Annotated in this window: 23 protein-coding genes; 16 read left to right on the top strand and 7 right to left on the bottom strand. The window is 59.2% G+C overall.

The annotated features are described in order from the left end of the window. Nucleotides 1-20: 20 nt before the first annotated feature. A complete protein-coding gene (locus tag AC53L6_RS08165) occupies nucleotides 21-2,549 on the bottom strand; it encodes an ABC transporter permease (protein WP_496907486.1) in 2,529 nt (842 codons plus the stop codon). Continuing rightward, complete coding sequence (locus AC53L6_RS08170) at nucleotides 2,546-3,238, bottom strand: ABC transporter ATP-binding protein (protein WP_496907487.1); 693 nt, start codon at nucleotides 3,236-3,238, stop codon at nucleotides 2,546-2,548. The genes AC53L6_RS08165 and AC53L6_RS08170 overlap by 4 nt, the downstream gene beginning before the upstream one ends. Nucleotides 3,239-3,288: 50 nt before the next feature. Here AC53L6_RS08170 and AC53L6_RS08175 point away from each other — a divergent pair, with 50 nt between their 5' ends. Both AC53L6_RS08175 and AC53L6_RS08180 read left to right on the top strand, forming a co-directional pair. Beyond that, nucleotides 3,289-3,924 carry an arylesterase gene (locus AC53L6_RS08175; RefSeq protein WP_496907488.1) on the top strand — a complete coding sequence of 212 codons (636 nt, stop codon included), beginning with the start codon at nucleotides 3,289-3,291 and terminating at the stop codon, nucleotides 3,922-3,924. 2 nt (nucleotides 3,925-3,926) lie between these two features. Further along, nucleotides 3,927-4,541 carry an SOS response-associated peptidase gene (locus tag AC53L6_RS08180; protein ID WP_496907489.1) on the top strand — a complete coding sequence of 205 codons (615 nt, stop codon included), beginning with the start codon at nucleotides 3,927-3,929 and terminating at the stop codon, nucleotides 4,539-4,541. A gap of 208 nt (nucleotides 4,542-4,749) precedes the next feature. Here the strand turns inward: AC53L6_RS08180 and AC53L6_RS08185 are convergent, their stop codons facing one another. Continuing rightward, nucleotides 4,750-4,956: a cold-shock protein gene (locus AC53L6_RS08185; RefSeq protein WP_189367848.1), complete on the bottom strand. Its 207-nt coding sequence runs from the start codon at nucleotides 4,954-4,956 to the stop codon at nucleotides 4,750-4,752. A 292-nt stretch (nucleotides 4,957-5,248) separates the two neighbouring features. On the opposite strand from AC53L6_RS08185, the gene AC53L6_RS08190 reads away from it, so the two are divergent. Together AC53L6_RS08190 and preA are read left to right on the top strand one after the other, a co-directional pair. Beyond that, a complete protein-coding gene (locus tag AC53L6_RS08190) occupies nucleotides 5,249-6,571 on the top strand; it encodes an NAD(P)-dependent oxidoreductase (RefSeq protein ID WP_496907490.1) in 1,323 nt (440 codons plus the stop codon). Between the two features lie 15 nt (nucleotides 6,572-6,586). Further along, nucleotides 6,587-7,891 carry an NAD-dependent dihydropyrimidine dehydrogenase subunit PreA gene (gene preA, locus AC53L6_RS08195; RefSeq protein ID WP_496907491.1) on the top strand — a complete coding sequence of 435 codons (1,305 nt, stop codon included), beginning with the start codon at nucleotides 6,587-6,589 and terminating at the stop codon, nucleotides 7,889-7,891. 45 nt (nucleotides 7,892-7,936) lie between these two features. Here preA and AC53L6_RS08200 read toward each other — a convergent pair whose 3' ends face one another. After that, nucleotides 7,937-8,548, bottom strand: coding sequence for a TetR family transcriptional regulator C-terminal domain-containing protein (locus AC53L6_RS08200; RefSeq protein WP_496907492.1), 612 nt, complete (start codon nucleotides 8,546-8,548; stop codon nucleotides 7,937-7,939). Between the two features lie 159 nt (nucleotides 8,549-8,707). On the opposite strand from AC53L6_RS08200, the gene AC53L6_RS08205 reads away from it, so the two are divergent. From AC53L6_RS08205 to AC53L6_RS08250, 10 genes are all read left to right on the top strand, one after another. After that, entirely contained in the window at nucleotides 8,708-9,958 is a 1,251-nt protein-coding gene (locus tag AC53L6_RS08205) for a Zn-dependent hydrolase (protein ID WP_496907549.1), read from the top strand. Then, nucleotides 9,955-10,275 carry a hypothetical protein gene (locus AC53L6_RS08210; RefSeq protein ID WP_496907493.1) on the top strand — a complete coding sequence of 107 codons (321 nt, stop codon included), beginning with the start codon at nucleotides 9,955-9,957 and terminating at the stop codon, nucleotides 10,273-10,275. The genes AC53L6_RS08205 and AC53L6_RS08210 overlap by 4 nt, the downstream gene beginning before the upstream one ends. A 67-nt stretch (nucleotides 10,276-10,342) precedes the next feature. After that, the gene (gene hydA, locus AC53L6_RS08215) at nucleotides 10,343-11,803 is read left to right on the top strand and encodes a dihydropyrimidinase (protein WP_496907494.1); all 1,461 of its coding nucleotides are present in this window, start codon (nucleotides 10,343-10,345) and stop codon (nucleotides 11,801-11,803) included. Then, nucleotides 11,803-12,447, top strand: a complete 645-nt coding sequence (locus AC53L6_RS08220; protein WP_496907495.1) for a DUF2268 domain-containing putative Zn-dependent protease — start codon at nucleotides 11,803-11,805, stop codon at nucleotides 12,445-12,447. Before hydA ends, AC53L6_RS08220 begins: the two co-directional genes overlap by 1 nt. Beyond that, on the top strand, nucleotides 12,444-13,226 hold the full coding sequence (locus tag AC53L6_RS08225) for an ABC transporter ATP-binding protein (RefSeq protein ID WP_496907496.1): 783 nt from the start codon (nucleotides 12,444-12,446) through the stop codon (nucleotides 13,224-13,226). The genes AC53L6_RS08220 and AC53L6_RS08225 overlap by 4 nt, the downstream gene beginning before the upstream one ends. Before the next feature lie 69 nt (nucleotides 13,227-13,295). Then, entirely contained in the window at nucleotides 13,296-14,228 is a 933-nt protein-coding gene (locus tag AC53L6_RS08230) for an ABC transporter permease (protein WP_496907497.1), read from the top strand. Further along, nucleotides 14,225-15,064 carry an ABC transporter permease gene (locus tag AC53L6_RS08235; protein ID WP_496907498.1) on the top strand — a complete coding sequence of 280 codons (840 nt, stop codon included), beginning with the start codon at nucleotides 14,225-14,227 and terminating at the stop codon, nucleotides 15,062-15,064. The genes AC53L6_RS08230 and AC53L6_RS08235 overlap by 4 nt, the downstream gene beginning before the upstream one ends. A 27-nt stretch (nucleotides 15,065-15,091) precedes the next feature. Then, nucleotides 15,092-16,084 (top strand): ABC transporter substrate-binding protein, encoded by a 993-nt coding sequence (locus AC53L6_RS08240; RefSeq protein ID WP_299601999.1) that lies wholly within the window; start codon nucleotides 15,092-15,094, stop codon nucleotides 16,082-16,084. Between the two features lie 132 nt (nucleotides 16,085-16,216). After that, on the top strand, nucleotides 16,217-16,417 hold the full coding sequence (locus AC53L6_RS08245) for a dodecin family protein (protein ID WP_299208470.1): 201 nt from the start codon (nucleotides 16,217-16,219) through the stop codon (nucleotides 16,415-16,417). A 119-nt stretch (nucleotides 16,418-16,536) separates the two neighbouring features. After that, nucleotides 16,537-16,800, top strand: coding sequence for a hypothetical protein (locus AC53L6_RS08250; RefSeq protein WP_299745836.1), 264 nt, complete (start codon nucleotides 16,537-16,539; stop codon nucleotides 16,798-16,800). Nucleotides 16,801-16,843: 43 nt separating this feature from the next. On the opposite strand, the gene AC53L6_RS08255 is transcribed toward AC53L6_RS08250, so the two are convergent. Then, on the bottom strand, nucleotides 16,844-17,155 hold the full coding sequence (locus AC53L6_RS08255; protein ID WP_496907550.1) for an ETC complex I subunit: 312 nt from the start codon (nucleotides 17,153-17,155) through the stop codon (nucleotides 16,844-16,846). Nucleotides 17,156-17,551: 396 nt separating this feature from the next. Between AC53L6_RS08255 and AC53L6_RS08260 the strand changes: the two genes are divergently transcribed. Together AC53L6_RS08260 and uvrB are read left to right on the top strand one after the other, a co-directional pair. After that, nucleotides 17,552-18,703, top strand: a complete 1,152-nt coding sequence (locus AC53L6_RS08260; RefSeq protein WP_496907499.1) for an adenylate/guanylate cyclase domain-containing protein — start codon at nucleotides 17,552-17,554, stop codon at nucleotides 18,701-18,703. Between the two features lie 159 nt (nucleotides 18,704-18,862). Next, nucleotides 18,863-21,067 carry an excinuclease ABC subunit UvrB gene (gene uvrB / locus AC53L6_RS08265; protein WP_496907500.1) on the top strand — a complete coding sequence of 735 codons (2,205 nt, stop codon included), beginning with the start codon at nucleotides 18,863-18,865 and terminating at the stop codon, nucleotides 21,065-21,067. A gap of 12 nt (nucleotides 21,068-21,079) precedes the next feature. Here uvrB and AC53L6_RS08270 read toward each other — a convergent pair whose 3' ends face one another. Next, nucleotides 21,080-21,322: a hypothetical protein gene (locus tag AC53L6_RS08270; protein ID WP_496907501.1), complete on the bottom strand. Its 243-nt coding sequence runs from the start codon at nucleotides 21,320-21,322 to the stop codon at nucleotides 21,080-21,082. Between the two features lie 66 nt (nucleotides 21,323-21,388). Next, nucleotides 21,389-21,670, bottom strand: a complete 282-nt coding sequence (locus AC53L6_RS08275) for a hypothetical protein (protein ID WP_496907502.1) — start codon at nucleotides 21,668-21,670, stop codon at nucleotides 21,389-21,391. Nucleotides 21,671-21,833 lie beyond the last annotated feature (163 nt).

Below are 21,833 nucleotides of genomic sequence, written 5' to 3' on the forward strand. Positions count from 1 at the left end.
TCGCAGTGCCGCAACGCGACTTATTCTCGTCCGCGCAACACCTGGGCAGGCCGTGCCGCGAGTGGACCCCAGGCAAAGGCAAGACCCGCAATCAGTGTGGCCGAAACCCCGCCGATCACGATCGCGAAGGCCGACGGCCAGATCACCGCGAAATCCGTTTCCATAACGTAGGTGCTGACTGCCCAACCACCCGCGATCCCTGCGGCCAATGCCACCGCGCCTGCGCCCAGCCCCAAAAGCGCCGCCCGAGTTGCAAAACTGAGCAGAATGCGTTGGCGTGTCGCGCCTAGTGTCTTGAGAACTGCCGCTTCATAGGTGCGGGCCTGCGTGCCCGCCGCCGCTGCACCGATCAGGACCAGAAAGCCGGTCAGAAGCGTTGCCGCCGCGCCATAGGACGTTGCCGCGGCGAGGCCCGAGAGGACCTCGCTTACCCGGTCGATGGCGTCCCTTACCCGGATGGCTGTCACGTTCGGATAGGCGTTTGCAATGTCGCGTAGAATCTGGGTTTCCGCCTGATCCTGGGCATAGACGGTCGAGATGAAAGTGTGCGGTGCGCCCTGCAAGGCGGATGGGTTCATCGACAGGATAAAGCCAATGCCTGCGGTGGAAAAGTCGACCTCGCGGAACGACGTGACGGTGCCGGTGATGTCGCGGCCCAGAATGTTGATGGTCATACTGTCACCGATGGACAGCCCCATTTCTTCCGCCTCTTCCGCGGCAAAGCTGATCTGTGGTGTGCCTGAATACCCTTCGGGCCACCATTCACCATCGGTGATCCGCGTGTTTTCCGAAGGTTCTTCGGAATAGGTGACGCCCCGATCGCCCGACAGAACCCAGTGATCGCCCGCCACGTCTGCCGCGCGCTGACCGTTGATTTGCGTGATGATCCCGCGCAGCATCGGGGCACTTTCGATGCGGCTGACGGCTGGGTCATTTTCCAGCCGCTCAGTGTAGCCCTGCATCTGGTCGCGCTGGATGTCGACGAAGAAATAGCTGGGCGCCACGTCGGGCAGGTTGCCCGTGATCGCGTTGCGCAGGTTGCCATCGATCTGCCCCACGGCTGCAAGGACCGACAGGCCTAGGCCAAGGGACAAGACCACTGATGCCGCCCCTTCGCGCGTGCCCGAGATAGCTCCGAGCGCCCACCGCAGGGCCGGGCGCCCCTTGGCCCGCGGTGCGATCTTGCGTGACAGCCAGCGGATCAGTGTCGCAGCAAGAGCGAGCAGGCACAGTGCAAATGCGATGCCGCCTGCCGTCCACAATGTCAGCCTCCATGTCCCGGAAAACACACCGGCGATGCCAATCAGCGCGCAAAGTCCAAGGCCGATCCAGAGCAGATAGTTTGGACGGGGAAGCAGCCGCGCCTTGTCCAGTGCATCCCTGAACAGGGTGGCGGCCCGCACATCCTCGGCCCGGGCCAGCGGCCACAGGGTGAACACAAAGGCGGTCAACAGCCCGTAGATCGCTGCTTCGAAAAGTGGGGTTGGATAGATCGTGAAACTGGCCGGGATGGGAAGGCGGGCCTCAATGATCGGCGCCAGAGCGACAGGGACGATCGCGCCCAAAGCAAGGCCAATGATGATGCCCAACAGGGACAGCACGCCAATTTGCAAGAAGTAGGTTTGAAAGATGACCCGACGCTCGGCCCCCAGCGTCCGCAAGGTCGCAATGACAGAGGTTTTACCAGCGAGGTAGGCACGCACAGCCGCCGATACACCGACCCCACCCACAGCGAGACCGGAGAGGCCGACCAGAACAAGGAACGCGCCCAAGCGGTCAACGAACTCGGCCACACCGGGCGCGCCGTTGCGTGCGTCTGTCCACCGCATGCCAGTGGCTTCGAACTGATTACGTGCCTGTGCTTCCAACGTGGCAAGGCCCGTGCCGTCGGGCAGGTCCAGCCGGTACTTGGAATTGAACAATGTGCCCGGAGCGAGGAGTTGGGCATTCTCAAGCGCGCTACGCAGCACGATGGTGCGTGGCCCAAGGCCAAAACCACCTGCTGCGCTGTCGGGTTCGCGCGCGAGCGTCGCCATCAGCACGAAGTCTTGGGTGCCCAGACGGAATGTATCGCCGATGACCAAGCTCAGTCGGTCGATCAGGGCATTTTCCATCACCGCACCCGGTAGGCCATCTACGCCCGCAAGCGCGTCCGGCAGTTGCATATGGGGGGTCAACTCCACTGCGCCGACAAGGGGATAGGCGCCATCGACCGCCTTGATCTGCGCCAGCCCGCGCTCCGTTTCCCCATTTCGATCAACCACGGCCATGGACCGGAAATCAGCAATCTCCGATACGGTGTCAGCGACCTCGTCCATCCATGCGCGTTCAGCGTCAGTGGCAAAGCGATAGGTGAAATCCAGTTCGGCATCGCCACCCAGCAGTGCTGCACCTTCCCGCTCCAGACCGGCCTCAATGGCCGAGCGGACCGAGCCGACCGCCGCGATGGCAGCGACACCAAGGGCAAGACACGCCAGAAAGATGCGAAAACCGCGCAGACCTCCGCGCAATTCGCGGCGGGCAAAGCGGGCAGATGTTGCGATGCTCATTCAGCGGCAGCCTTCACCGGTCCTTCGATCCGGCCATCGGCCAGTCGGATCACGCGGTCGCAGCGGGCAGCAAGCTCGGGCGCGTGGGTGACAAGCACCAGCGTCGCCCCATGCCGGTCGCGCAGGGCAAAGAGGAGATCCATGATTGCCTGCCCATTGGCGCCATCGAGGTTTCCGGTGGGTTCATCCGCAAGCAGAATCTCGGGCCGTGTTACGAGGGCGCGGGCCAGCGCCACCCGCTGCTGCTCTCCCCCCGACATCTGGCTTGGGTAGTGACCGCTGCGGTGGGCGAGGCCAACCGCCTTAAGCTCGGCTTCGGCCCTGTCGAACGCATCGCGCGCGCCTGCCAGCTCCAGTGGCGTCGCCACATTTTCGAGAGCGGTCATGGTCGGGATCAAATGAAAGCTTTGAAACACGACCCCCATATGGCCGCGGCGAAAGCGGGCGAGCGCGTCTTCGTTCATGTTGGTCAGGTCTTGGCCGAGCGCGGTGATTGTGCCGCCCGTCGCCCGCTCCAATCCACCCATCACCATGAGCAAGGAGGACTTGCCCGACCCTGATGGACCCACCAGTCCGACGGTCTCGCCTTTTGCGATGTCCAGTGTGATGCCGTGCAGGATATCCACCCGCCCGGCATTGCCATCGAGGCTGAGTGCTGCATTTTTAAGTGACAGGGCTGGATCGGGCATGCTCGGCGGCCTTTATATCGTCTACGGGGTCATATGGAGATCGGATCAACATGGGCAAGGTGACAGGTGCAATTGTCTTCAGTCTATGGGCTGGAGCGGCATGGGCTGAGCCGGTGACCATAGCGGCGTTGGGCGACAGCCTGACCCAGGGCTACGGCCTTCCTGTCGAACAGGGGTTCGTGCCTCAGCTTGAGGCGTGGTTGGAGGATGCGGGCCATGATGTGGACATCATCAATGCAGGTGTATCCGGCGATACGACCCAAGGTGGCTTGAGCCGGATGGCCTGGACACTGACACCCGAAGTGGACGCGATGATTGTGACGCTTGGTGGCAATGACCTTTTGAGAGGGATCGCACCGGAAGTGAGCCGCGCCAATCTTGAAGGCATTGTGCAGGCGGCACGCGATGCCGATGTCGAGGTGTTGGTTGTGGGTATGGAGGCCCCAGGAAACTATGGCCCAGATTACAAACAGGCGTTCGATGCGATGTACCCGGACATCGCGCAGTCATTCGACACTCTGTACGCCGAAAGCTTTTTCGCGGGACTCGGTGGCCCTGACACGGCTCCGTCGGATGTCCAAAACTTCATGCAACCGGATGGCATTCACCCCAATGCGGAAGGTGTCGCGCGGATTGTCGAGGGTTTGGCGCCAAGCGTGCAAGCTTTGATTGCGCGGGTTGAATAGGGATGCCCGGGCGGTTCTTTTTCACGGACCCCGTGTCGGATTTGGCGACGGCCCTCGGTGTCCCCGCGGGGACGGTTGACAATGAGCCTGCCCGTCACAACGTCTCGCCCAGTCAGGAGATCATTGTATTTGATGGTGCTTTGAAACGTATGCGGTGGGGCATTGTGCCTGTGGGACGGGTGAATGCACGGGGCCGTCCGGTGATGGAGCAGATCATCAACGCGCGGTCCGAGACGGTGTTCGACAAGTCAGCCTTTGATGGTGTTGGTCGCGCCGTGATCCCGGTCAATGGCTGGTATGAGTGGACAGGTGAGAAGCGGCGCAAGACCGCGTGGCGGATTGCACCCAAGGAGGGCGGTTTTCTGTATTTCGCCGCGATCACAGATGTTTGGACGGCGCCGGGTGGTTTGCAAGTGCCGCAGGTGGCCGCCGTGACCTGTGAGCCGAATGGCGACGTCGCACCGATCCACCACCGGATGGGCGTGTTGCTGGAGCTTGAAGATGTTCACACGTGGATGAGTGATGATCTGGACGCCGCAAAAGCGTTGATGCAGCCGTGGCCCGATGGGCGCTTGTATATCGAAGAGGCGGTCGGTGTGGATTGGGACGGGCCGTGATCCAATTGCCGCTGCGCGACACGATTTTTTGGGGGCTCTGCCCCGTCGCTGCCGCGACTCCCCGCCGTATTTCTTGTCAGAAGAAGTAGGTTGACGGGCTTGGTATCTTTTTCCGGGACTTGTCCGTGCCTAACGCCCTCCGAATACGAACAAAAAAAGCGGCGCATCGTGAGATGCACCGCCCGAAACTGGTGTATCCTCAGACCGATCAGGCCAGAGCGATGTTTACTGCGCTTTCGCGGCCATCACGACCGGATTCCAGGTCGAATGTGACCTTCTGGTTGTCTGCCAGACCGGTGAGGCCCGAACGCTCGACTGCCGAGATGTGAACAAAGATGTCTTTGCCGCCATCTTCGGGTGCGATAAAGCCGTAGCCTTTGGTTGTGTTGAACCACTTGACGGTGCCGTTGGCCATCGTCGGTACTCCTGTGTTGTGCTGCCCGCAACATGCGGCAGCCTTGGCGTTGTCAATAGATCGAGTGACTGAGCCGAAAGGAGCAGTGGGTCGATAGATGATGTAGCAAGGCGACATATGGCACCGTTTGGCGGCATTGCAAGACCTTCCCCAAGGCTTTTCGGATTCCGGCAAAGTGCCGCTTCTTTGTGCAAACGTGTGCATTGTCGGTAGCGCTCACTTTTTTACCAGTTGATAAAATTTTGAACCTGTGAGACCGTTTCAAGCGAACAAATGTTGCGATGGAGCGGACATGACGCAATCTCCTTTCTCACCGGGTGTGGCGGCGGGCCGTTTGGATGATGCCGCATATTCCGAGAATTTTTCGGACCTGCATCCAGCCCTTGATCCGCATGAAGCCCTTGTTGCAGCGGATCGCTGTTACTTCTGCCATGATGCGCCTTGCATCACGGCATGCCCGACTGACATCGATATTCCGCTGTTCATCCGCCAGATCGCGACCGGAACGCCGGATGCAGCCGCCAAGACGATCCTGAGCCAGAACATCATGGGCGGGATGTGCGCCCGTGTGTGCCCAACCGAAACGCTGTGCGAGGAAGCCTGTGTGCGCGAGTTGGCCGAAGGTAAGCCTGTCAAGATCGGTGAGCTTCAGCGTTACGCTACGGATCATTTGCAAGAGCAGGGTATTCATCCGTTCTCCCGTGCTGCGGTCACCGGCAAGACGGTGGCCGTGGTGGGGGCGGGACCTGCGGGTCTGTCCTGTGCCCACAGGTTGGCCATGCTGGGTCATGACGTGACCGTCTATGATTCACGGGCCAAGGCCGGCGGGCTGAACGAATACGGGATCGCTGCCTACAAGACGCCCGAGGACTTTGCGCAGGCCGAAGTGGATTGGCTGCTTCAGATTGGGGGCATCACACTTGAGCACGGCAAAGCGCTGGGCGCGGATGTGAGCATTGATCAGTTGAAATCAGAGTTTGACGCCGTCTTTCTTGGGATGGGTCTGGGTGGCGTGAACGCATTGGATGTGGAGGGGGGCGATAAGGCAGGTGTGTCGGACGCCGTCGATTTTATCGCCAATCTGCGGCAGGCATCTGATCTGGGCACGCTGCCGGTTGGTCGCGATGTTGTGGTGATCGGCGGTGGTATGACGGCCGTGGATGCGGCCGTGCAGTCCAAACTGTTGGGTGCTTTGAATGTGACGCTGGCCTATCGACGTGGACGGGATCGGATGAATGCGAGTGTCTTTGAGCAGGACCTTGCAGCGTCCAAGGGCGTTCGGATCATGACGAACGTTGTGCCCAAGGCGCTGTACGGCAACGGTGCGGTGCAAGAGATCGAATTCGAATACGTGACCGACGACATGACCGGCACCGGTGAAACCATCCGTATTCCGGCGGATCAGGTACTGCGTGCCATTGGTCAAAAGCTTGTTGGCGATGGACTGCCTGATCTTGAAAAGGGCAAGATTGCAGTGACAGGCGCTGGTCGTACGTCGGTTGCTGGCGTTTGGGCCGGAGGTGATTGTGCCTCGGGTGGCGATGACCTGACTGTGACCGCCGTGGCTGAAGGGCGCGATGCGGCGATGGACATTCATGCCAGCCTGATAGGCTGAGCGGAGGAGAGACAGATGGCAAACCTTCAAAGCAATTTCATCGGGATCAAGTCACCCAACCCGTTCTGGCTGGCCTCGGCGCCGCCCACGGACAAGGAATACAACGTGCGCCGTGCTTTCGAAGCCGGGTGGGGCGGCGTTGTCTGGAAGACGCTGGGCGAAGCCGGGCCACCTGTCGTCAACGTCAATGGGCCGCGCTATGGCGCGATCTACGGTGCTGATCGACGGCTTTTGGGCCTGAACAATATCGAGTTGATCACGGACCGACCTCTTGAGGTAAACCTGCAAGAGATCAAGGCGGTCAAACGTGACTACCCTGATCGGGCGATGGTCGTGTCGCTGATGGTTCCGTGTGAGGAAGACCCGTGGGCCCGTATCTTGCCATTGGTCGAAGACACAGGTGCCGACGGTGTCGAGCTGAATTTCGGCTGCCCGCATGGGATGTCCGAACGTGGTATGGGCAGCGCTGTTGGCCAAGTGCCTGAATACATCGAGATGGTGACGCGATGGGTGAAGAAGCACACGCGCATGCCCGTTATCGTCAAGCTGACACCAAACATTACCGATGTTCGCAAGCCAGCTTCTGCCGCCAAATCGGGCGGCGCCGACGCCGTGTCGCTGATCAACACGATCAACTCGATCACATCTGTAGATCTGGACCTGTTTTCGCCCGAGCCCACGATTGACGGCAAAGGTGCGCATGGCGGGTATTGTGGGCCCGCGGTGAAACCTATCGCCCTGAATATGGTGGCCGAGATCGCGCGTGATCCTTCGCTGCGTGATGTGCCTATCAGCGGCATTGGAGGGGTGACCACCTGGAAGGACGCGGCGGAGTTTCTTGCCCTTGGCGCTGGCAATGTTCAGGTCTGCACGGCGGCCATGACTTACGGTTTCAAGATCGTGCAAGAGATGATTTCGGGCCTGTCTGACTACATGGACGAAAAGGGCTTCGCGTCGGTGGATGAGCTTGTTGGCCGCGCTGTGCCAAACGTGACGGACTGGCAGTATCTGAACCTGAACTACGTGAGCAAGGCGAGGATCAACCAAGACCTCTGCATCTCTTGTGGCCGTTGCTATGCCGCGTGCGAGGACACGTCCCACCAGGCAATATCGATGTCCGAAGACCGCGTCTTCGAAGTGATTGATGATGAATGCGTAGCTTGCAACCTGTGCGTCAACGTCTGCCCGGTAGAGAACTGCATTACGATGGAGGCTATGGAGCCGGGTCTTACTGACCCTCGTACAGGTAAGGTGGTTGAGCCGGACTACGCGAACTGGACGACGCATCCGAACAATCCATCGGCAACGGCAGCGGAGTAGGACACCGGATACTAAGCTTGCTCGCATTGGGAACGCGCAGAGTTTTCAGGGCGTGAGCAGGCTGCGATACATCTGATCCAGGAAGCGCGCCGCGCTGTCATGCGGTTCGTCATCTAGCAGCACGCGCACCTGGCTGTCGAAATCGGCATAGTGCTGTGTTGTGGCCCATATCGAAAAAACAAGGTGCCGTGGATCGGCCTGTGCAAGTTTGCCTTCATCCATCCACGTCTGAATAACGGCGCATTTCTCGTTAAACAGCGGTTTTAGATCGGCCCGCAAATGAGGAAGCATGCGTGGGGCGCCCTGTAGAATTTCACCTGCGAACAGGCGGCTTTCGCGAGGCAGATCACGGGCCATGTCCAGCTTGCGTCGTACGTAGTCCAGCAATTCGGTCATCGGATCGCCTGCGGCATCCATCTCGACGAGCGGATCGAGCCATGTCTCCATCAATTGATTTAGAAGAGTGACATGAATCTCTTCTTTGCCAGAGAAGTAATAGAGGATGTTGGGCTTGGACAAACCCGCCGCGTCGGCAATCTGGTCGAGTGTTGCGCCGCGATAGCCATGCGCCGAAAAGACATCCAGTGCAGCATCGAGGATCAGGCTGCGGTTGCGCATCTGAATGCGGCTGGGTTTTTTCGACATACCGTCGGGCATGGGTGATCCTAGTGTCTAGGTCTGCCGCAAGTCTAGGCAGATGCATGTCGCTTGGGCAATTCTGTTCAAAGCAGTTCTTGACAGAAAAGCATTGGCTGGCAATCGTAGCTTTACCAATTGGTCAAAAAGTGGATGACCATCGGCAAAAGGGGACATCACATGGCGGCACCGGGCGAAAATCTTCGGATCAACGGAGATCGGCTGTGGGATAGCCTGATGGAGATGGCCAAGATTGGTCCCGGCGTGGCGGGTGGCAACAACCGCCAGACCCTGACAGATGAAGATGCCGAAGGACGGGCTTTGTTCCAAGAGTGGTGCGAGGCGGCGGGCTGTACCATGGGTCTGGACCAGATGGGCAACATGTTTGCGCGGCGTGAGGGCGCAGACCCCGATGCGCTGCCGGTTTATGTGGGCAGCCACCTCGACACACAGCCCACCGGTGGCAAATATGACGGGGTGCTTGGTGTGTTGGGCGGGTTGGAGATTATTCGGACGCTCAACGATCTGGATGTGAAAACGAAGCACCCGATCGTTGTGACCAACTTCACCAATGAGGAAGGCACACGCTACGCCCCCGCGATGCTGTCGTCCGGCGTGTTCGCCGGCATTCATACGCAAGACTGGGCCTATGACCGCGAGGATGCGGAGGGCAAGAAGTTTGGCGACGAATTGAAGCGTATCGGCTGGCGTGGCGACGAAGAGGTGGGCGCGCGCAAGATGCATGCCTTCTTTGAACTGCACATCGAACAGGGGCCGATCCTTGAGGCCGAAGGCAAGGATATTGGTGTCGTCACCCACGGGCAGGGCCTTTCGTGGACCCAAGTGACCATCGAAGGGAAAGACAGCCACACCGGTTCAACCCCCATGCCGATGCGCAAGAATGCGGGCCTCGGCATGGCGCGGGTGCTTGAAAAGGTGGACGAGATCGCGTGGTCTCATGCCCCCCATGCCGTCGGGGCCGCAGGCCACATCGATGTCTATCCGAATTCGCGCAACGTAATCCCGGGCAAGGTGGTCTTTACCGTCGATTTCCGGTCGCCGGAGTTGAGTGTGATCGAGGACATGGAGGCACGACTGCGTGTCGAGGGTCAGAAGATTGTTGACGAGATGGGATTGACCATCAGTTTTGAGAAGGTCGGCGGCTTCGATCCCGTGGCCTTTGACGATGGTTGTGTGACCGCAGTGCGGTCAGCGGCGGAACGGTTGGGCTATAGTCATCAGAATATCATTTCAGGGGCCGGGCATGATGCGTGCTGGATCAACCAGGTTGCGCCCACCGCCATGGTCATGTGCCCTTGCGTGGATGGCCTCAGCCACAACGAAGCGGAAGAGATATCCAAAGAGTGGGCATCAGCCGGTGCCGACGTTCTGATGCATGCCGTTGTGGAAACGGCGGAGATCGTCGGGTGATAGACCCGGACCTCAGTCTTGCCGATCGCATCGCCGATCTGGTGGCCGCGGAATCGCTGGATGCGCCGCGCGGGACGGAGGCGGAGCGAACGCTTGTGCAGGCCTTTGAAGACGCTTTGGTGCAGCCGTTCGAGACGACGGTGAATTTCAGCGGTGGCATCACGCAGCGCTGCTGGACCGTGACACGCAGCGACGGCGCCTATCGCGTGGTATACTTACCGCGCGCCGGGTACTTTTCGTTGTGCGTGGAGAGTGATTTCGGGCCTTTGGACATTGGGGTGCATGGGCTGGCGTTGGGGTGTTTTGCATCTGTTTGATTGGGGCGCTGCCCCAGACCCCGTGGTATTTTCAGTCAGAAGAAACGGCTGACAGAGGAGAGATGACATGACCAAGGTGATCAAGGGCGGGATGGTCTGTACGGCGGACCGGACCTGGAAGGCCGATGTGCTGGTTGAAGGTGAGACCATCAAGCAGATTGGCGAGGATTTGGTGGGTGACGAGTATATCGACGCTGAAGGTGCCTATGTCATCCCCGGCGGGATAGACCCGCACACCCATCTGGAAATGCCGTTTATGGGCACCACCGCAGCCGAGACCTTTGAGTCTGGCACGTGGGCCGCCGCCGTGGGTGGCACCACGATGATCGTCGATTTTTGCCTGCCTGGCGCCGACGGGTCCATCAAGAACGCGATCAACGAGTGGCATCGCAAGTCCGCGCCGCAGATCTGTTCTGATGTTGGCTATCACATGGCCATCACCGGCTGGGACGAGAGCATCTTCAACGAGATGAAAGATGCCGTCGACATGGGCGTGAATTCCTTCAAGCACTTCATGGCCTACAAGGGTGCCTTGATGATCGAGGATGACGAGATGTTCGCGTCCTTCAAGCGCTGTGCAGAGCTGGGCGCGCTGCCGATGGTCCATGCCGAGAACGGCGATCTGGTGGCCGAGATGCAGCAGAAATATTTCGATCAGGGGATCACGGGGCCTGAAGGCCACGCCTATTCCCGGCCGCCGGAGTTCGAGGGTGAAGCGGCCAACCGCGCCATCACGATTGCCGATACGGCGGGTGTTCCGCTCTACATCGTGCACGTGTCCTGCGAGCAGGCGCATGAAGCTATCCGGCGCGCGCGTCAGAAGGGGATGCGGGTCTATGGCGAGCCTCTGATCCAGTTTCTGACGCTGGATGAGAGTGAATACTTCAACAAGGATTGGGACCACGCTGCGCGGCGGGTGATGTCACCGCCATTCCGGTCAAAAGATCATCAGGACTCGCTATGGGCTGGTCTACAGGCCGGATCCTTGCAGGTCGTGGCAACAGACCATGCGGCGTTCAACACAGAACAGAAGCGTGCAGGTCGTGATGACTTCCGGATCATTCCGAATGGGTCGAACGGGCTAGAGGAGCGGTTGGCCGTTCTTTGGACCGAAGGGGTGGAAACAGGGCGCCTGACACCCAATGAATTTGTTGCGACGACGTCCACCAACGTGGCGAAAATCCTGAATATCTATCCCAAGAAGGGAGCGATTGTAGAAGGTGCTGACGCAGATATTGTCGTCTGGGATCCCAAGATCACCAAGACGATCAGCCCCACAAACCACCATTCGGTGCTGGACTACAATGTGTTCGAAGGGTTCGAGGTGAAGGCGCAATCGCGTTACACCCTCAGCCGGGGTGAGGTGATCTGGGCCTGGGGGCAAAACTCGCAACCCGCGCCGGGACGCGGCAAGTTTGTGCCGCGCCCTGCGTTCCCGAGCGCTTCAGTGGCGCTGTCGAAGTGGAAGGCGCTGACCGCACCCAAGATGATCGAGCGCGATCCACTGAATATTCCGGCGGGGATTTGATGACATCAGCCTGGACCACCCATGTTGCAGATGCACGCGGACGGTTGCAGCCTTGGCGTGGCTCGATCGAAGAGGCCATCGCGCGTACGCATCAGCGGGTGTCAATGCATGCTCACGTCGATCAGCTGGATATTGTTGTGCAGGACAGCCCAAGGGTCATTCGGGAACGAGGCCATGTCGGATATGCGCCCAATGGTTGGTTGGTCTATCTGTCCTTTGATCCAGAAGCCGAAGCCTTCGAAGGCAATCTTGGCGAACCCCTAGAGCGTACGCTGGCGCACGAAATCAATCACGTCCTGCGCTGGCGTGGCCCGGGATATGGTACGACACTGGGCGCTGCTTTGATAAGCGAAGGTCTGGCAGGCGTCTTTGTGCGCGAGGTGTATGCATCACCTCCCGAGCCGTGGGAGCAATCGCTTGACGAGGCGGCGGAACTGTCGTCTGACGTCCTGGAAGCATGGGACCAGACGTACAATCATGCGGACTGGTTTTTTGGTGCTGGGCAATACCCGGTTTGGGCTGGATATCGCCTCGGGTACCAAATCGTTGCATATCACGCAGACCGGGCGGCAGAGGATATTGTCGCGCTGACCCAACGATCCGCTTCTGACTTCAAGACTTCGGCAAGACTGGCCCTACAGTGACAACACAATACGTAATTCAAGCCAAATCGCTGGATTTGACGTTTCAAACCAATGACGGCCCTGTGCATGCGCTCAAAGGTGTTTCTCTGGATATCGACAAGGGGGACTTTGTTTCCTTCATCGGTCCGTCGGGCTGTGGCAAGACCACATTCTTGCGTTGCATGGCTGACCTTGAACAGCCCACCGGTGGCTCCATCACTGTGAATGGCACCACGCCCGAGGAAGCACGCAAGGCGCGCGCCTATGGTTACGTTTTTCAGGCGGCGGGGCTGTATCCGTGGCGAACCATTGCGCGGAATATCTCGCTGCCGCTGGAGATCATGGGCTACTCGAAGGCGGAACAGGCCGAGCGGGTTGCTCGGACTTTGGAGTTGGTCGAGCTGTCGGGGTTCGAGAAGAAATTTCCATGGCAACTGTCCGGCGGTATGCAGCAGCGCGCGTCGATTGCGCGGGCGCTGGCATTCGATGCGGACATCCTGTTGATGGACGAACCCTTTGGCGCGTTGGACGAGATCGTGCGGGATCACCTGAACGAGCAGCTTTTGCAGCTGTGGGCCCGGACGGAAAAAACCATCGCCTTTGTCACCCACTCGATCCCCGAGGCTGTGTACCTGTCGACCAAGATCGTCGTGATGTCGCCGCGCCCGGGACGGATCACGGATGTGATCGAGAGTACGCTGCCAAAGGAGCGCCCCTTGGATATCCGCGAAACATCCGAGTTTCTTGAGATTGCGCACCGTGTGCGGGATGGGCTGCGGGCAGGGCACGCCTATGACTGATCTGGGACCCTTGGCAAAACGACCCTCCGGGGGAAGTTTATCTGGCAAGATGAAGCAGGGGATGGTGTGATGCGGTCCGTGCTGCCTGTCCTGACCGTTTTGGCCGTGATCGTAGGCATCTGGTATTTTGCCGTGGCGCCCATGAATGTGCGCGTGGCCTTGGATCAGGCTGAGCGGGCAGGCGAGGTGGTTGTGCCTGAGGGGTCCGTGCCACGGCGCGAGGTGTCAGTCTGGCGGTTGATGCTGAACAATTCTGACCATGTCGGATTGGGTTACGCGCTTGAACGTCCGCGCCTTCCAACACCGGCGCAGGTGGGGCAGGAGTTGTGGAAGACAACCGGTGCCATGGTTGCCAAGGGCCGGCCATGGTCCAAGCGCGGTTTGATTTATCATGGCTGGATCACCCTGCAATCAACGTTGTGGGGGTTTGCCCTTGGGACGCTTCTGGGCATCTTGGGGGCGGTGGCCATTGTCTATTCCCGAACGGCACAGCTGAGCCTAATGCCATGGGCTATCATCAGCCAAACCATTCCCATCGTGGCGTTGGCCCCCATGATTATCGTGCTTTCATCTCAGGTTGGGATTGAGGAGCGTGGCGTGCCCAAGGCCATCATCTCGGCGTACTTGTGTTTTTTCCCGGTGTTGGTGGGCATGGTGAAGGGGCTGCGGGCGCCGGAAACGTCGCAGTTGGATCTGCTTCGCACGTACAATGCCAGCGGGTTACAGAGTTTTCTACGCCTGCGCCTACCGGCTTCGGTGCCGTATCTGTTCACCTCTCTCAAGGTAGGTATTGCGGCGGCATTGGTTGGCACAATTGTGGGTGAGCTGCCCACGGGGGCTATCAGTGGCCTCGGTGCACGCATCCTGATCGGCGACCAGTTTGGCACACCGTTGGCCATCTGGTCGGCGCTGTTTGCCGCCGCTGTGCTCGCCGGGGCGCTGGTAACGCTGCTTGATATGATCCAGCGCATCACGCTGAAACGCATGGGAATGGCAACATGAGTTGGCTGATCCTTGCACTACTGGCCTGGCTGGCCGGCTGGGCGCTGAATACTTGGCTGGCGCAGCGCGGCAGCAACCGGGCAGTGCGGATCGCGATCCCGGTGATCTTTGGCTTGACGCTGTTGGTCATATGGGAGGCGCTGGTGCGTGGCTTTGGCATCTCGCCCGTGATCCTGCCCGCGCCCTCGACCGTGGCACAGACGTTTGCAGCTTCTACCGACATCCTCTGGGTCGACTTCCATCAAACCGTGGTCAAAGGTGCGCTGCGCGGCTTTGCGATTGGGGCCATCGCGGCCTTTGTCGCGGCCGTCGCCATCGACCGCTCGGCCTTCCTCACCCGTGGCCTGCTGCCCATCGGCAACTTCGTGGCGGCTCTACCCATTGTTGGCATCGCGCCCATCATGGTGAACTGGTTCGGCTTTGACTGGCAGTCCAAGGCGGCGGTTGTGGTGGTCATGGTCTTCTTCCCGATCCTTGTGAACACGGTGCAGGGACTGAACGAAGCCTCGGCCATGCAGCGCGATCTGATGCGGACCTATGCTGCTGGCTATTGGCAAACCTTGTTCCGGCTGCGCCTGCCAGCGGCCATGCCGTTCATCTTCAATGGTCTGAAAATCGCTACGACCTTGGCGCTGATCGGGGCCATCGTTGCCGAATATTTCGGCTCACCCACGCGCGGCATGGGTTTTCGCATCTCGACCGGCGTGGGAAGCTTGAGCATCGACCTTGTCTGGGCTGAAATCGCCGTTGCTGCCTTGGCGGGCACGGCATTCTACGGCATCGTGGCCTGGATCGAAAAGCGGGTGACCTTCTGGCACCCGTCACAACGCGGATAAAAAACTGCAATCACCTTGGAGGGTATCATGAAGATCAAAGCAACATTCGGAGCCGCAGCACTATCGCTCGTCGCCGGTGCAGCCATGGCGGCAGATGACGTCACGCTGCAACTGAAGTGGGTCACGCAAGCCCAGTTCGCTGGCTACTATGTGGCCCTGGAAAAAGGGTTCTATGGCGAAGAAGACCTGAACGTCACCGTCAAGCCTGGCGGTCCTGACATCGCGCCCACGCAGGTGCTGGCCGGTGGCGGCGCCGATGTGACGGTGGAGTGGATGCCAGCCGCCCTGGCTGCCCGTGAAAAGGGTTTGCCGATGGTGAACATCGCGCAACCGTTCAAGTCGTCCGGCATGATGCTGACCTGTCGCAAGGATGCAGGGGTCGAGACCACCGAAGATTTCCCCGGCAAGACACTGGGTGTCTGGTTCTTTGGCAACGAATTCCCGTTCCTGTCCTGGATGAGCCAACTTGAAATCCCGACCGACGGATCGGATGCGGGCGTCGAAGTGCTGAAACAGGGCTTTAACGTCGACCCGATCCTGAACGGGCAGGCGGCGTGTGTGTCCACCATGACCTACAACGAGTATTGGCAGGTGATCGACGCAGGACTGTCGCCCGACGATCTGACCGTGTTCAAATACGAAGATAATGGCGTCGCAACGCTCGAAGACGGGCTCTATGTGCTTGAGGAGAACCTCACTGACCCCGCTTTTGAAGACAAGATGGTCCGTTTTGTCCGTGCCTCGATGAAAGGCTGGAAATACGCAGAAGAGAACCCGGACGAGGCCGCCGAGATCGTGTTGGAATATGATGAGACCGGGGCCCAGACCGAAAAGCATCAAAAGCGTATGATGGGTGAAGTGGCCAAGCTGACTGCGGGCTCGAATGGTGCGCTTTTGCCAGCAGATTACGAGCGCACCGTGCAGTCGCTGCTGTCGGGCGGGTCGGACCCTGTGATTTCCGCAGCACCCGAGGGTGCGTGGACGCATCAGATCACCGACAAGGCGCTTGGCGGGTCCTAAGAACAGTATCCGGGCCACCCCATCTCGGGTGGCCCGGTTTCGCTGACGGTGGTCCGTCATGCGATATGTCAATCCCGGTGCTCTGCCTGTGCGCTAGCCTGAACGGGTCAGCACAGGAAAAGGGAGAAGACAATGTCAGTCGCACGAGTGACCGAAATCATCGCCAGTTCCAACACCAGCTTTGATGACGCGGTAGAGCAGGGTGTGAAACGCGCCTGCGAGACGCTGAAAAATGTCGAGGGCGCGTGGGTTCAGGACCAGAAAGCCATTGTCCAGGACGGCAAGATCGCTGAATACCGGGTGAACCTGAAGGTGACATTCATCCTGCAATGACACGGGGTTTCACGCGCAACAAAAACGGCCAGCCTACGGGTTGGCCTTTTTTGTCGCACAATGTGGACTTGATCAGTGTGTGCTCCATCTCGTCACCCAACAAACGGAGCGCGCATCACATGACACATATGGAAAACCTGCAACCGAACCTTGATGAACAAGCACGTCAGGACGCCCGATATCATGCGGCACTGACGTCAATCAATCGGGCCAAGATGGAGCGGGAGCGCCAAGGATACATCGTGATGTCGGCCGCGATGAACTATGGCGAAGATGCGCTTGGCGACGGCTGGTTTGGCAAGGTCAGTCACGCGGCAAAGCTGTTCATGATCGCGTTTACATGCGCGCTGCCCGTGGTGTTTGTTTGGGCGTATCTGCTCTAGTCCATGCCTCGGATCGTTCGAGCGTGATGCTATTGAGCAAACGCTAGTGCGTCCAAGTCCCGCGCCGGTTGGTCGCGAAGTTTTCGCCATATCCGCCGGGACGGATATTTGCCTTGCGCTTGTTGGGCTCCTGGACCTGAGCGTCGATGCCATGTTCCTTGGCGTAGTCCAGTGCAGCCTCTTTCGTGTCAAATGACATACTCACCTGCGCCTGTGTGTCCGAAGACGACGCCCAGCCCATCAGCGGATCCACTGACCGGGCAGACGTCGGTGGAAATTCCAGCACCCAGTGCTTGGTCTTGGCTGTACCAGACGACATAGCCGTCTTGGCTGGCTGGTAGATGCGTGCGCGCATTTTGGTTCTCCGGCAATCGACAGCACACATATCGTCAATCGAACGCCACAGGGCAAGGTGTGATTTCGCCTCACCACGCAGGTCCGAGGTGACATTTGCATAGAATGGCGGCGCGGCCCAGACCGCTGCGGACATTGCCCGCGCTGCCGTCGAAAAGCGACTGGGACGCAAGTAAAAAACGCTCGCGAATACGACGGCCGATAACAGATCGCTCAAAGTTCAGACGGGCATTTTGCAGCGTCGGGAGGCGAAGTTGAAGGCGGACGGCCTGCAAATTTGAATCCGACTTGGCTTACCGCCGACACCGATTGAACCGTCACAATTGTGACAGTGCTGGCAATTGTGACGAGTGACGCCAGACCTTGCGTTATCCATTGACTGCTCCACCTTTGCACAATGGCTTGGAACGCTGAACCGCATCTCAACTGGATCCTGACCCATGGTCGCATGAAAGGTCTTCAGGTCCTTGTTGACGGTCTTGGCCTGCGGTTGCGGGATGAAGGGATGGCGTTGATGCGCGTGCGGCTTGGGATGCGGACAACACATCCTTTGACTGCTGCGCTCAGTTTTCTTTGGGAACATGGTGGTGGTCCCATCGTCCAGTTCACAGCGCCGCAAGGGCTGGAGACGCGATCCTCCTATGTGGGCAGTCCGATGGAATATATCGGGCAGACCCGAAAACCGTTCCGGCGCGGCCTTCGGGAACCACTCGGGCCAGAGGATCACGTCGTGTTGCACGAATTGCAGCGTCGCGGGGGGACCGACTATTATGGTGTTCCGCTTGATTTCGTTGAGGGGGCCGGGGGCATCTTGATGCTGGTGTCCGAAGACCCGGAGGGGTTTGCCGAGGATGATATCGTTCTGATTGATACGCTTGCGACGGCCATTGCCCCGATTGCCGAGGCGCACGGCAATTTCCATCTCGCGACCGCCATTGCCCAAAGCTACCTCGGCCCCCGGACGGGGCAGCGCGTACTGGACGGCCAGATCACACGGGGTGATATCGAACAGACTGAAGCGGCCATTCTGTTTTCAGACATTCGCGGGTGGACCGCGCTGAATACGACCCAATCAGCCGAGCACGCCCTCGACGTCGCCAACCGCTATTTCGAAGTCATGTCGGATGCCATCGACAATAACGAAGGCGAAATTCTGAAATTTCTGGGTGACGGTGTGCTGGCGCTCTTTCCCTCGGATGGGACTGACGCGGGGCAGGTGAAGGCTTGCCGTCAAGCGATCAGTGCCGCCCATGCGGCCCTTGGCATCGCCAAACTTGCCGATTTGCCAGTGCCCTTTGGCACAGGCATCCATTATGGAGCGTTGCTTTATGGCAATGTGGGTGCGCGCGAGCGGATCGATTTTACTGTATTGGGCCAGTCGGTGAATATCGCCAGCCGGGTCGAGGCGTTTTGCGGACGCTTGGACGAACCGGTGCTGATCTCTGCCCCGGTGGCCCGCATCGCCGGGGTAGCCACACGCCATGTCGGCACTGAAGTGTTGAAAGGGATGGATACGCCAATGGCGCTACATGCGCCGATTGGAACCTGACTGTCACGTCCTGCGCTCACCCGTATTCACCCATTTCAGCAAGTGGGTCTGCCACAGCGTAGGAACACAGCCGATTATTGCGGCTTGAGCGTCCACTCCTGTCACGAACTGGCAGCAGCGCCCCTTGCATCAGGACACCTGCACAACAGATAAACGTGCATGGCCTACGCACACACCGATTCCTCCGAACCCGTCACCTATCTCGCCAACCCGGCCGAGGATGTCCGCACCCGTCTGAAACTCGAAGGCGGCAAGCAACTGGTGATGAACACAGAATTCCAGCCCGCAGGCGACCAGCCCACGGCGATCAAGGAATTGAGCGCAGGCGTCATGGGCGGCGACCGCGATCAAGTGCTCTTGGGCGCAACGGGCACCGGTAAAACCTACACCATGGCCAAGGTGATCGAGGAAACGCAGCGCCCGGCCATTATTCTAGCGCCGAACAAGACCCTCGCGGCCCAGCTCTATGGCGAGTTCAAAGGGTTCTTCCCCGACAACGCCGTCGAATACTTCGTGTCCTACTACGACTACTACCAGCCCGAAGCCTATGTCGCGCGGTCCGACACCTACATAGAAAAAGAAAGCCAGATCAACGAACAGATCGACCGCATGCGCCACTCGGCCACGCGGGCGCTGCTGGAACGCGACGACGTGATCATCGTGGCGTCCGTCTCGTGCATCTACGGCATCGGCAGCGTTGAGACCTACGGGGCGATGACGCAGGACCTCAAGGTCGGCAAGGAATACGACCAGCGACAGGTTATCGCGGATCTGGTGGCGCAACAATACAAACGCAACGACCACGCCTTCCAACGCGGCAGCTTCCGGGTGCGGGGCGACAGCCTCGAAATCTTCCCGGCCCACCTCGAAGACCGGGCGTGGAAACTGTCCTTCTTCGGTGAGGAACTGGAATCGATCACCGAATTCGACCCGCTCACTGGCGAAAAATGCGACACGCTCGACCACATCCGGGTCTACGCCAACTCGCACTACGTGACCCCGAAGCCAACGATGAACCAAGCCATCATCGGCATCAAAAAAGAACTCAAGGTCCGGCTCGATCAACTGGTGGGCGAGGGCAAGCTGCTCGAAGCGCAGCGGCTCGAACAACGCACCAACTTCGACCTTGAGATGCTGGAAGCAACGGGCGTCTGCAACGGCATCGAAAACTACTCGCGCTACCTCACGGGCCGCGCGCCGGGTGAACCGCCCCCCACGCTTTTCGAATTCATCCCCGACAACGCCATCGTCTTTGCGGATGAAAGCCACGTCTCGGTCCCCCAGATCGGCGGCATGTACAAAGGCGACTACCGGCGCAAATTCACGCTGGCAGAACACGGCTTCCGGCTGCCCTCCTGCATGGACAACCGCCCGCTGAAGTTCGAGGAATGGGACGCCATGCGCCCCCAATCCGTCTTCGTCTCGGCCACCCCCGCGGCATGGGAGATCGAACAGACGGGTGGCGTCTTCACCGAACAGGTCATCCGCCCCACCGGCCTGCTGGACCCCCCTGTCGAAATCCGCCCCGTGGAAATGCAGGTCGACGATCTGCTGGACGAGGTGCAAAAGGTCGCCAAGCAAGGCATGCGCACGCTCTGCACCACGCTGACGAAACGCATGGCCGAAGACCTGACGGAATACATGCACGAACAGGGCATTCGGGTGCGCTACATGCACTCCGACATTGACACGCTGGAACGGATCGAAATCCTGCGCGACCTGCGGCTTGGCGCCTTCGACGTGCTGATCGGCATCAACCTGCTGCGCGAAGGGCTCGACATCCCCGAATGCGGCTTGGTCGCGATTTTAGATGCGGACAAGGAAGGGTTCCTGCGGTCCGAGACGTCGCTGGTCCAAACCATCGGCCGGGCGGCAAGGAACGCCGACGGCCGCGTGATCATGTACGCCGATAAGGTCACGGGTTCGATGGAGCGCGCACTGGCCGAAACCAACCGCCGCCGCGCCAAGCAGGAAGCCTATAACAAAGAACACGGCATCACGCCCGAGACGGTGAAGAAAAACGTCGAGGATGTGCTGGCGGGCCTCTACAAAGGCGACACGGACATGAACCGCGTCACCGCCCAGATCGACAACCAGATGGCGGGCGGCAACCTCCAAGCGGTTCTGGACGGGTTGCGCGCCGATATGCGCAAAGCAGCCGAGAACCTGGAGTTCGAAGAAGCCGCACGGCTGCGGGACGAGGTGAAACGGCTGGAAACGGTGGACCTCGTCGTGGCCGACGATCCGCTCGCACGGCAATACGCGGTTGAGAAGGCCGTGGACGACGCGCACAAGGCGTCGGGTCGGTCAACGGCGGGGCGGGCTGGTCAACGCGGTGGGAATGTGAAGCGGCGGAAGCGGTAGTAACGTAAGAAATTAGGAAATATTTGCAGCGCGAACATACAAGCCCAAAACACGTTTAGCAGCTGCTACTTCGTCGTCGTCAAGCATATCCGTCAGCTTGTTGTCTGTAAAATAGTAGGGTTGTCCGTAGACACCTTGAGGTGGAAGAATTCGAAATGTTTCAAATACTTCATCCGTCAGTTCATTGCGTCGAAACGCATGCTTTACCGAGGCACCTTTGTGCTCACAATCTTGCAGAAATTCTTGAAGCGTCAAAAAGTATTCTCCAGTAACATATTACTGGAGCCCGTTTAAACCACGATCATAGTTGCCGCAACCGATTCAGGCGGCACGCAGCTCGAAGTTCAGCATCAACGGTTCACTTTCCACCTTGAACGGTGGTTCGCTTGCACCATCCCATTGCTCAAAGAATCCTTTTGGAGCAGCTGGAAGTGCGAAAAAATCGTACCCATCCTGCTGGTAGGCGAGCACAGTGTGACTAATACGACGGCGCACATCTTGCACGGTCCGACCGCGCACGCACAGGTCGTGCTCAAGGCACTGACCTATGTAGATGTCTGCCTTAGGGTAAATCAGTACCCTCAAAGTCTCCGTCGTATTCATGCTTTGCTCCAAAAAAACGTAAGCAGCGCCGCACTAAGCGACGCCTTGTATAGAGTCAACTCGAGTTTCATAATTTGGTTGCCCGCCTGTTAAAGTCCGCTTCGGTCTTTTCGACTCATTAAGATACGAACTGCCTCTTCGAGAACCTACACGATGAAACAGA

It is taken from the genome of Tateyamaria sp. LSS28, from assembly GCF_059611725.1.

Coding starts and splice junctions, on each gene's coding strand:
- AC53L6_RS08165 (WP_496907486.1), bottom strand. CDS start 2,549: ATGAGCATCGCAACATCTGCCCGCTTTGCCCGCCGCGAATTGCGCGGA.
- AC53L6_RS08170 (WP_496907487.1), bottom strand. CDS start 3,238: ATGCCCGATCCAGCCCTGTCACTTAAAAATGCAGCACTCAGCCTCGAT.
- AC53L6_RS08175 (WP_496907488.1), top strand. CDS start 3,289: ATGGGCAAGGTGACAGGTGCAATTGTCTTCAGTCTATGGGCTGGAGCG.
- AC53L6_RS08180 (WP_496907489.1), top strand. CDS start 3,927: ATGCCCGGGCGGTTCTTTTTCACGGACCCCGTGTCGGATTTGGCGACG.
- AC53L6_RS08185 (WP_189367848.1), bottom strand. CDS start 4,956: ATGGCCAACGGCACCGTCAAGTGGTTCAACACAACCAAAGGCTACGGC.
- AC53L6_RS08190 (WP_496907490.1), top strand. CDS start 5,249: ATGACGCAATCTCCTTTCTCACCGGGTGTGGCGGCGGGCCGTTTGGAT.
- preA (WP_496907491.1), top strand. CDS start 6,587: ATGGCAAACCTTCAAAGCAATTTCATCGGGATCAAGTCACCCAACCCG.
- AC53L6_RS08200 (WP_496907492.1), bottom strand. CDS start 8,548: ATGCCCGACGGTATGTCGAAAAAACCCAGCCGCATTCAGATGCGCAAC.
- AC53L6_RS08205 (WP_496907549.1), top strand. CDS start 8,708: ATGGCGGCACCGGGCGAAAATCTTCGGATCAACGGAGATCGGCTGTGG.
- hydA (WP_496907494.1), top strand. CDS start 10,343: ATGACCAAGGTGATCAAGGGCGGGATGGTCTGTACGGCGGACCGGACC.
- AC53L6_RS08220 (WP_496907495.1), top strand. CDS start 11,803: ATGACATCAGCCTGGACCACCCATGTTGCAGATGCACGCGGACGGTTG.
- AC53L6_RS08230 (WP_496907497.1), top strand. CDS start 13,296: ATGCGGTCCGTGCTGCCTGTCCTGACCGTTTTGGCCGTGATCGTAGGC.
- AC53L6_RS08235 (WP_496907498.1), top strand. CDS start 14,225: ATGAGTTGGCTGATCCTTGCACTACTGGCCTGGCTGGCCGGCTGGGCG.
- AC53L6_RS08240 (WP_299601999.1), top strand. CDS start 15,092: ATGAAGATCAAAGCAACATTCGGAGCCGCAGCACTATCGCTCGTCGCC.
- AC53L6_RS08245 (WP_299208470.1), top strand. CDS start 16,217: ATGTCAGTCGCACGAGTGACCGAAATCATCGCCAGTTCCAACACCAGC.
- AC53L6_RS08250 (WP_299745836.1), top strand. CDS start 16,537: ATGACACATATGGAAAACCTGCAACCGAACCTTGATGAACAAGCACGT.
- AC53L6_RS08255 (WP_496907550.1), bottom strand. CDS start 17,155: ATGCGCGCACGCATCTACCAGCCAGCCAAGACGGCTATGTCGTCTGGT.
- AC53L6_RS08260 (WP_496907499.1), top strand. CDS start 17,552: ATGGCTTGGAACGCTGAACCGCATCTCAACTGGATCCTGACCCATGGT.
- uvrB (WP_496907500.1), top strand. CDS start 18,863: ATGGCCTACGCACACACCGATTCCTCCGAACCCGTCACCTATCTCGCC.
- AC53L6_RS08275 (WP_496907502.1), bottom strand. CDS start 21,670: ATGAATACGACGGAGACTTTGAGGGTACTGATTTACCCTAAGGCAGAC.